Annotated in this window: 4 protein-coding genes; 1 reads left to right on the top strand and 3 read right to left on the bottom strand. The window is 68.3% G+C overall.

All coding sequences use genetic code 11. The features are described from left to right. Positions 1 to 598: 598 nt before the first annotated feature. Complete coding sequence (locus IZR01_RS31070) at positions 599 to 4,966, top strand: FtsK/SpoIIIE domain-containing protein (protein ID WP_194925941.1); 4,368 nt, start codon at positions 599 to 601, stop codon at positions 4,964 to 4,966. 62 nt (positions 4,967 to 5,028) lie between these two features. Here the strand turns inward: IZR01_RS31070 and IZR01_RS31065 are convergent, their stop codons facing one another. The 3 genes from IZR01_RS31065 to IZR01_RS31055 are packed head-to-tail and all read right to left on the bottom strand — an operon-like array spanning position 5,029 to position 9,876. After that, positions 5,029 to 5,712 carry a hypothetical protein gene (locus IZR01_RS31065; protein WP_194925940.1) on the bottom strand — a complete coding sequence of 228 codons (684 nt, stop codon included), beginning with the start codon at positions 5,710 to 5,712 and terminating at the stop codon, positions 5,029 to 5,031. A 10-nt stretch (positions 5,713 to 5,722) separates the two neighbouring features. Next, positions 5,723 to 6,826 carry a hypothetical protein gene (locus tag IZR01_RS31060; RefSeq protein WP_194891700.1) on the bottom strand — a complete coding sequence of 368 codons (1,104 nt, stop codon included), beginning with the start codon at positions 6,824 to 6,826 and terminating at the stop codon, positions 5,723 to 5,725. Further along, entirely contained in the window at positions 6,826 to 9,876 is a 3,051-nt protein-coding gene (locus IZR01_RS31055) for a hypothetical protein (RefSeq protein WP_194925939.1), read from the bottom strand. Before IZR01_RS31055 ends, IZR01_RS31060 begins: the two co-directional genes overlap by 1 nt. Between the last annotated feature and the right edge of the window lie 6 nt (positions 9,877 to 9,882).

Genomic DNA, 9,882 nt, shown 5'->3' with positions numbered 1-9,882 from the left:
CGGCCAGACTGCTCGGCATCGCCACTGGGACCGTCAAGAGCCAGACCGCACGCGGGCTGGCCGCGATGCGCTCGATCCTGCCCACGAGTGACCCACACGGACACCCGCGCCAACGGAACCGGCGCCTCAGGCCGCCACAGGCGCTCGTCCGCTGCGCTCACGGCGGCTCCCTTCGTCCCCGGCGGGCCCCGTCCGATGCACGGCGCTGTAACAGTGATATCAGGGGTTCCCGGGACTGCGCGCGGGGGCACGGGTAGCTTTTTCCTTGGTTCGGCTGCGATGGAATGGGCCATTTCAGCGGGTTCCGAATCGTGCGATGACGAGATCGGGTCCCGCGGGTGCCGATCGGGGCGTGGCTCGATATCACAGAACTCTGATTAGGCCGTGCTGGAGATGTGGGTGCCCGGCCCGGTACTAGCCCGCCTCGGTGGCGGAACGGACGAGGCTACGATGGCGGGATTCCAAGCACGTCGTGCCGGTGGCATCCGCTAAGGATCATTCGGTCGCCGCCGATGTGCACGGTGTAAAGTCACCCCCTGATGCCGCTGCCTGACGCCGGCTCCGAGGCTGACTGTCCAATGGCGAAGGAACCTCCGAGATGCGTTTGCTCCTGACCGTCGTCTTCGCCGCAGGCACACAGCACCGCGACGTGGTCGTCACGGTCGACGATTCCGCATCGGTCGGTGAGCTGGCGGCGAGGTTCCACAGCCCCAGCGGGACACTGTGGGCCGACGGCCGTCCCCTGGACGTGGCCGCGTCCGTCGGGGACGCCGTTCGGCATGGAGCCGTCATCGCTTTGGACGAGCAGTCCGCGCCCGCCACCACACTGCGGGAGCCCAGCGGGATGGTCGAGGTCTGTGTCGTGTCGGGCCCGGGGGCAGGCCGCGTGGCCCGAATAGGCATCGGCCGTCTGCGGATCGGCAACCTCGACTGCGCCGGCGGCCTGCAGATCGCCGATCCCGCATTGCCGCCGGTCGCCGTCGCCGTTGATGTCGCGGTCGACGGGTCGATCGCGGTGGTGCCGCAGGGGGCCGCCGCTACTTTGGACGGTGCGCCGATGGCCGGGTCGACGCCTTGGAACCCCGGCGCCGCGCTGCGGATCGGTGAGTCGGTTCTCACCGTCGCGCATCCCGAGGCCCCCGACGCACACCTGACCCCGATGGGCGACGGCGGCGCCGCCTACAACCGGCCGCCGCGGCTGCGCCCGCACCGTCGGACCGCCCCGATCCAGGCCCCGACTCGCCCGGAGAAGCTGAGCAAGGTCCGGCTCCAGCTGATCGGCGGCCTGGTCCCGGTGGTTCTCGGCGTGGGTATGTGGCTGGCGACCAAGAGCGCCATGATGCTCGGGATGTGTGCCATGAGCCCGCTGATGCTGCTCGGCACGTACTTCAGCGACAAGCGCTTCGGCAAGAAGAACCACCGCACGGCGATGAAGGAGTACGAACAGCAGATGGCCTCGTTCGTCGCCGAGCTCGACCGGGCCCGGCGCGAGGACCAGTGGCTCCGCCGCGAAGCCATGCCGGACCCGGCATCCGTCCTGCTCACCGCGACCGGCCCGCGCCGCAGGCTGTGGGAGCGCCGGTTCGACGACCCCGACACCCTGTTGCTGCGCGTCGGCCTGATCGACACGGTGAGCTCGGTGACGGTCAGCGGCGTCGAACCCGGCGATCTGGACCCGGCGCAAACCACCGTCTACTCCGTCCCGGCCGCGATCCCGGTCGCGGAGTCCGGCGTCGTCGGGATCGCCGGCTACCGTCAGCCCGCCCTCGGCCTGCTGCGCTGGCTGCTGAGCCAGGCCGTCGTCCACCACAGCCCTCGCGATCTGGGCGTCGTCATCCTCAGCATGCAGCCCGACGCCGAACAGGCCTGGTCCTGGGCCCAGTGGCTGCCGCACACCGCCCCGCGCGACGGCCAGGACGTGGTCGCCATGGTCGGCACCGATCCCGAGACCGTGTCCAGGCGGGTGGCCTGGCTGATCGGCGAGATCGATCGGCGCAGGGCGGAGGCCGAGTCCAAGGATGCCTGGTCCAGCGCCGCCCCGGAAGCCAACATACTGGTGGTTCTGGACGGGACCAGAGTCCTGCGGCGTACGCCGGGCATGCCGAAGGTGCTCTCCGAGGGCCCCCGGTACGGCATCTACACCCTCTGTCTGGACGAGGATGAGCGGTTGTTGCCCGAGGAATGCAAGACGGTCGCGCTGTGGAGCCCGTCTGGGACCCGGGTCACCCTGATGGGCGGCGGACTGGACGTGCTGGGCGAGGTGCTGGCCGAGCAGGTCACCGTCCAGTGGGCCGAGCGGTTGGCGCGGGCGCTGGCGCCGGTCCGCGACGTCAGTCGGGACGACGCCGGCAGCGGCCTGCCGACCTCGGCGCGGCTGCTCACCCTGCTCGGGATGGAGAACCCCGACTCGGCCGACATCCGCCGGTGGTGGGACCGCGACGGCCGGACCACGGAATCGCCGCTCGGCTACAGTGCCGACGGTGTGTTCACCATCGACATCCGCCGCGACGGCCCGCACGCGCTGGTCGCCGGCACCACCGGGGCCGGCAAGTCGGAGCTGCTGCAGACCTGGGTCGCCGGACTGGCGGTGGTGAACCGGCCGGACTCGCTCAACTTCGTCCTCATCGACTACAAAGGCGGCAGCGCGTTCCTGGACTGCGCGCGCCTCCCGCACACCGTCGGCATGGTCAGCGACCTTGACGCGCACCTGACCCGGCGGGCTCTGGACTCGCTGGCCGCCGAACTGAAGCGTCGTGAGGAGATCCTGTTCGAGGCGGCCGCCAAGGACATCGAAACCTACTGGGACGCCAAGCGGTTGCGGCCGGAGTTGGCACCGCTGCCCCGGCTGATGCTCATCATCGACGAGTTCGCCGCGCTGTTCGCCGAACTGCCCGAATTCATCGTCGGCCTGGTGGACATCGCGCGCCGGGGCCGCTCGCTGGGAGTGCACCTGGTGCTGGCCACGCAGCGGCCGGCCGGTGTGGTCAGCGGCGACATCCGAGCGAATACCAACCTGCGCATCGCCCTGCGCGTGACCAGCGCCGAGGAGTCGATGGACGTCGTGGAGTCCCGGGATTCCGCGCTCATCTCGAAGTCCACGCCCGGCCGCTGCAACGTCCGCTCCGGTGCGGCCGCGCTGACCGCGGTACAGGCCGCGCGCGTCGGCGGTCGGCGGCCGTCCGCCGACGTCTCGGCCCGACCCGCCCCGGCCTTCGCCGAGATCTCATGGAACGGCCTGGGCCGCCCCGAGCCCAAGCCCGCTGCCGCGGTCGGCCCTGACGACGACAACCTGGCCACCGACCTGGGCGTTCTGGTCGACGCCATCCGCGCGGCGAACCAGGACCTGGGGTACGCGCCGCAGCGCAGCCCGTGGCTGGAGCCGTTGCCGCCGATCACGACACTGGCTGAGCTCCCGCCGGTGCGGGCGCGCGATGACCGGGACGTGCCGCCGGTCGGCTACGGCATGCTCGACCTCCCGGCACAGCAGGCGCGCGGGCCGCTGGCCCTTGACATCGTCCGCGGCGGACACCTCGCGATCGTCGGCGCGCCGCGCTCCGGCCGCTCCACCGTGCTGCGGACGATCGCCGGGGCGCTGGCCGCGCAGATCTCCTCGAACGACGTGCACCTCTACGCGGTGGACGGCGGCGCGAACGCTCTTCTCCCGCTCGTGGCGCTCCCGCATTGCGGTGCCGTCGTCACACGCGACCAGCCCGAACGTGTCGACCGTCTGCTCACCCGCCTGTTGGCCGAGGTGGCCCGGCGCCAGCAGTTGCTCGCCGCGCAGGGCGCGTCCAGCCTCGCCGAGCAGCGGGCCATGGCCCGCAGCCCGGAGGAGCGCCTGCCCTGGATGGTCCTGATGATCGACCGCTGGGAGGGCTTCATCGCCGCCTTCGAGCAGTACGACATGGGCCGGCTGGTGGACTCGGCGCTGCGACTGTCCCGCGAGGGGGCCGCGGTCGGCGTCCGCATCGTGATCACCGGCGACCGCAGCCTGCTGTCGGGGCAGGTCTCCACGGTGTTCGAGGATCGCCTGTTGCTGCGCCTGACCGATGTCAGCGACTACGGTATGGCGGGGATCCCGCCGCGCGAGGTGCCCGGCAGCCTGGGTGACGGTCGCATACTGGTACCCACCGCCGACGGTGTCCTGGAGGCCCAGGTCGCACTGCTGGACCCGGACCCCTCGGGCCCGGCGCAGGTGGCGGCGATCCAGGCGATCGCCCGGGAGGCGGAGCAGCGCTCGTCCGGCCCCGGCTCGGCCCCGCCGGCGCACCGGCCCCTGCACGTGGACCCGCTCCCGATGCGGGTCACCGCACGCGAGGCGCTGGCCCTGACCGACCGCACCCCGAGCCGCGAGCCATTGTGGGCGCTGGTCGGCGTCGGGGGTGACGACCTCGCCCCGGTCGGTGTCGATCTGATGGCCGCCGGCCCCGGCTTCGTCATAGCCGGCCCCCTGAAATCCGGCCGTTCCACCGCCCTGGCCACGATGGGCCGATCCCTGGCCGACCGCGGGATCCCGATCGCCATCGTCACCCCCCGCCGCTCTCCGCTGCGTGACTTGGCGGGAGAGGAAGGCGTGCTGGGTGTCTTCAGCAGCACGGACCAGATCGAGGAGTTCAAAGAGGTACTGGCCGGACGCGAGCGTTTCACCGTTCTGGTCGACGACGCGGAGCTGATCTACGAGAACCCGTATGACGAGCACCTGGTCGAAGTCCTCAGACAGGCCCGAGACGCCGAGCGCGCGATCATCTCGGCCGGCAGCATCGAAAGCCTCAGCGGAGGCTACCGCGGCCTGGTCGCGGACTCCCGCAAGTTCCGCAGCGGCCTGATCATCTCCCAGCAGACCCCCAGCGACGGCGACATGTTCGGCGTGCGGCTCGGCCGCGGCACCGGAGCCGGGCCGATCGGGCGGGGGAATCTGGTGACGAGCGGGCAGGTGTCGTTGGTGCAGGTGGCGGTGACGGAGTAGGGAGCCGGGCGGACACCCCCGAAGTCATCGGCGACGGTCTTCGTGCGGCCTGTCCTCGTTGCTCAGGCTCTGATCTTCGAGGTGAGGGCGGTGGTGAACTTCTCCAGCGGGTCACCAGCGATCGAGGGCGCACCTGTGCCGTCCACGGACACCAGCAGCGCGGCGTCGCCGTTGCCTTGAACCTTGACATGACCGAGCGCGGCGACGCCGGGTCCGGGTGCCAGGCGTGCGCTGCCGACCGGGATCGGCGCGCTCAGCATGGGTTCGAGCTGGGCGTTCGCCAACTGGGTCTTCGAAGCCAGCGAGGGGATCAGGATTCCCGAGGCCGTACCGGAATTCACAGCCACCAGCATGACGGTGACATCGGTCGTGGATCCGTTCACCGCGATTTCGAAACCGCAGGTGATCACCCCGCCGCCGCCACGCACCGCCATCGGAGAGCCGGGGGACGCTTTCGTCCCGTCGTCCCCGGACGCGATCTTCGAGGGATCACTCGACGGGGCGAGGGTCCCGGGGATCCCGGCGGTCTTGAGCACTGCTGCCTTGTCGAAGATCAGCGGGCAGGTCGTACCCGAGTCGCCGACCTTCGCGGCGGCGGCTGTGACAGACGCGACCTTGAGGCCTGAGGTGTTGCTTGAGGAGCACCCGGCGGCTGAGAGCAACACAGCGGCCAGCGATACCCCGGCGATCGTTTTGGCATTGTTCGAGCTCGTGATGCAGCTTGTCCTCAGCGCTGTGTCCGGCATTCCGCCCCCCTCAGCCGACGCCGATGACGAGGTAGTCGGGCTTGTAGTCCGTGCTCTGGCCGACCAGGATGAGCTTGCCGGCGTGATAGGCCATGGCGGTGCCGTCGGATGGCAGACACGGCAGCGCGGAGGCGTCCACCTCGCCGGAGAGTTTGCAAGCGGCCTGAGTATGGGCCGAGCCGGCCACCTCGCTCGCCACGATCTGGGCCTGACCGTCGTGCAGGTGGACGACGTACGTCCGGCCCCGTTGGCCCGAGCCCGTGGGGCTTTCCTCGACGAGCGCGTAGATTCCGTCTCCGCCGTCGGAGGTCATCCCGTCGACCTGCAAGGTCTTCGGCGAGCCGGCGATGCCCGGGATGGCTGACGGCAACGCGAACGGAACGGGGCTCGTGGAACCCGCGGCGAATGTCATGATCGAGCCGAGGCGGTTGCTGAGCGGATCCCTCGTGGACCCGATCTGGTCTGTCATCGCGTAAACGGTCCCCGTATTGCCCATCGCGACCCTGTAAACATCGGCGGAGGACATACCGTTGGCGACCGGGACCCGTCCGACCAGCGAAGGCGAGCCCCCGGGTGCCATCGACCACAGGCTGTCGCGGTTGGCGACCACAAGGGATCCGTCCGGCCGGTAGCCGACCGGAAAGACACTGGGGGTGGTGTTGGCGTCGGAACCGGATTTTGGCAGCTGGAATGCTGTGGTCGCCTGGCCGCTTCCCAAGTTCACTGTCACAACGGTCGTTGCCGACGTGGCGACTGTCGCGTCACCAGATGCCGCAACGACTATGTCGGCACCTGAGCCCCGCGCGGCAGACACGACAGCCACGGTGAACGGGATTGTCTTCGCAATTCCATGGGAGTTCACTGCCGCCAATGTGGTGCCGTCATAGTACACGAAACCGCCGTCGGACATCGCGGCGATCGAATCGAACGACCCGCCCGGTGGTGCCAGCACGACGCCGTGACCCGAACCGTCGACAATCGAGAACTGCGCGGCCTTCCCGGCCTTCGGTGTCGGCAACGACGCCGCGCCCGACCCGGACGAACACGCGGCCGCGGACCCGACCACGCCGATGGCGGCTGCGACCGTCGCCACTTTCCTGCTGAGCACGCGCATCAACCGCCAGATGTGGATGAGTTGGATAGGCCGCCGCTGTTGGGATTCCGGGTGGCGGTGGTGTTCGTGAAGCCACTTGCCGACCAGTTGAGGTAATTCGCGTACTTGGGATTCTGCGCGACCGCGCTCCACCAGTGCGAATATGCCTGCTGATCAAAATTCTGCTTGAGCGTCCATTGCCCGCCCTGCATCACGAAGACATTGGGATCCGGTGACGGGCTGATGTTCGGGATGTTCGCCAGGCCGACCGCGATCGGATACTGAAGAGCGCTCTGGGACGTGAACAGCTGCCCTTGCGCGGCCTGTGTGTAGTTCGCAGCGTGGTCGGTGTGGAAGTACTGCTGAGTGATATACGGCGAGACTGCCCCGAGCAGCGCTTGACTCCAACCGAGCGGATCGACTCCCTTGATCAGCGGAAGCGGCGCATTTCCGTAGGCGCCGGTGATCGCGTTGAACGCGTTCTCGGCGGCCTGAGCTTGCGCGTCCTGATCGACGGCATTGTTGTAGCCGTTGTCGAGCCCGACCTCGTTGGCGACGCCAGAAAGCTGGCCCAACTGTGTGAAATCGTCTTGGAGCGTACTCGGGTCGATCTTGCTGCCGTTCTGCGCATAGAACTTGTACGTGATCGCCATCGCGTTGTTGAACGTGGTGCTGGCATCCTTGTCGCTGTAGATATCAGCGATGACCTGCTTGGTGTTTTCCAGGTTCGGGTAGACCTGCCACAGCCCGGTAACGGGGTTGAGCGCGGCGTCTGTCCTGGGATTAGTCTGCGTAACACCGCTGGCCATGTCCGGCACGTAGCTACCCGCCACACCGGCCAGGCTCTGTGCCAGCGATGGCGGCATGCCGGTGTAAGTGCTCTTGTCGTTGTCGTTCCTGGTCTGCCGCCACGTGGCATTGGCGGAGTCCGCTGTGAAGATCTCCGCGGCGATGGCGGCCCGCAGCTTGGGATCGTCACTCGGATTGCTCATCGCCATCTTGATGACGGCCGCGGCGTTCTGCCCTTCGTCGTCGCCGTTCACCATCCACTTGTCGCTCAACAGCTGGTCGGCGTAGAACTGGCCGGCCGGGAGGTTGCCGACCTTGCCAGAATCCATCAGCAGCGACTGGGAGGCCTGCTTGCTCCCGGCGAGCTGCGCGAGCACGGCCTGCGACGGATCGTTGGCGTTGATGGCGTCGAGCATGTTCCCCTGCTGTTGCAGGTTCATGTTCTCGGTGTGGTCGAAGTTGAGCCCGAGCGCCTTGTACCAGGCATTGTCCCCGTCCATATAGGCGCCGACGAACCCTTGCGCGAGCATTGGCGGATCCCACGAAGGACGCATCTGTTGGTTGGCCCGCCACTGCAACACGTTCCCGGCGCAGTCCTGCAGAAACTTCGGATCCCAGGCCTGGTTCGTCGGGCTCTCCTGCGGCCCGTACTTGAGCAGCATGGACGCCGACCACACGTTCTCCGGCCCGCCCTTCATGGCGGAGATCGGGTCGAGGGTGTTGGGCGGCAGCTGGCCGGAGTGGACCAGCAGGCTCGCCCCGGCCAGGCCGGCCCCGTAGTTCGCGAGGATCGCCTCGGAGTCCTTCGACAGGACGGTCGTGCCGTGCGTGCCGTCCTCGACGTGCAGTGCTGCGGCGACCTGGCTTTCCAGGGCGGCTCCGCCGTCGGCGTAGAACTGCTGCAAGTAGAGGGGATCTGCTTTGAGCGCGTTGACCATGCCGCCGGTGTCCGTGATCAGCTGGCGTGACGGAGCCCAGCCCGGCTGCTGGACCGCCAGCTTGAGGATGTTCGCGTCCTGTGCTCCAGAGGGCACGTTCGCGTAGTTGCTGTTCGAGTCGTTGTAGAAGACCGAGAACTGCTTGCCGTTGTCCGAGCCGTTCGCCAGCTGTGCCACCGTCGAGGCGTTGAACGGGGACTCGGTGAGCTGGGTCAGGATCGGGGTCAGGTCCGAGTACTCGTTCTGGCCCTTCCAGTCGCCGCCGCTGAAGTTTCTGTACGAGTCGAACAGCAGGTGCGCGGAGTTCTCCTTCGACAGCGCCGGGTCCTGCGCGTCGATGCCCATGGTGCCCGCCTGCACCATGCTTGCGAACGCCGCGTTGCGGCCGCTCTTCGGGTCCTCCTGGTTCGGTCCCGGTCCGTACAGGTAGTTCGGCGACATCACGGTGTTCCAGTTGGCCTTCATGAACTGGCCGGACGCCTCGGGGTTCGCCGCCATCGCGTTGTACATGGCGGTCCAGCCGTCCTGCGTGAACGGGTTGCCCGAGCCGTCCCCGCGCATGTCCGTCAAGTCCAGCTTGTCACCGTGGTTGACCACGAGATCCCCGTAGGCGAGCAGGAAGCTCGTGTCGTCCGGGGACGTCATGGACGGTGACATCAAGGGGGCCAGGACGCCCGGGTCCACCGCGCCGTTCGGCTGTTTCACCTGCTGGATCCACTTGTTCCACTGCGCCTGCTGGCTGGCCGGGGGCTGTCCGGCGAACTTGGCGCCGATGTAGGTCGCGAACGACTGCCGTAGCACTTCCTGGTCGTACGCTTGGTTGCCCGCGTTCGTCTCCCCGCGGCAGGCCGCCGACACCATGGCGACGCCCTGCGGGCCCAGCTTGTCGTAGAAGCCCTTAGCGAAGTCGGGGTCGCCGGCGTTCTGCAGCAGTTGCGCCAGCAGCTTCGGGTCGACCGTGCCGTCATCGCTGTCGTCCATCGACTTCAGGAACTGGTCCGCCAGGGTGCTGCCGTTGTTCGACGCCTGCTGCGAGGTCAGTGTGACCGGTTCGGGAACACCGACGGTCGTGGTGCCCGGTTCGATCCGTTCCAGGGCCTGGGCCAGCGAAAGGCGGCGGTTCAGCATCGGGAGCTGACCTTGCATCGAGTTCGCCACGCCGTTGATCGTGGTCAGCCTGGAGGTGTCGAGCTCGGCCTGGTTGAACAGCGTCATCAGGGAGCCGACGTCGCCGATCAGGGTGTTCACGCTGCCGGTGAGCTTGCTGATCATGGTGCTCAGGGCGCCTACGTCGATCGCCGACACCGGCCCGGAGGGGCCGCCGTCCGGTAGGGGTCTTCCCATGGGTTC

It is taken from the genome of Catenulispora pinisilvae, assembly GCF_015356865.1.
In the GTDB taxonomy this organism is placed as follows: Bacteria; Actinomycetota; Actinomycetes; order Streptomycetales; family Catenulisporaceae; genus Catenulispora; species Catenulispora pinisilvae.
This window is presented reverse-complemented; position numbering and strand designations above follow the sequence as displayed.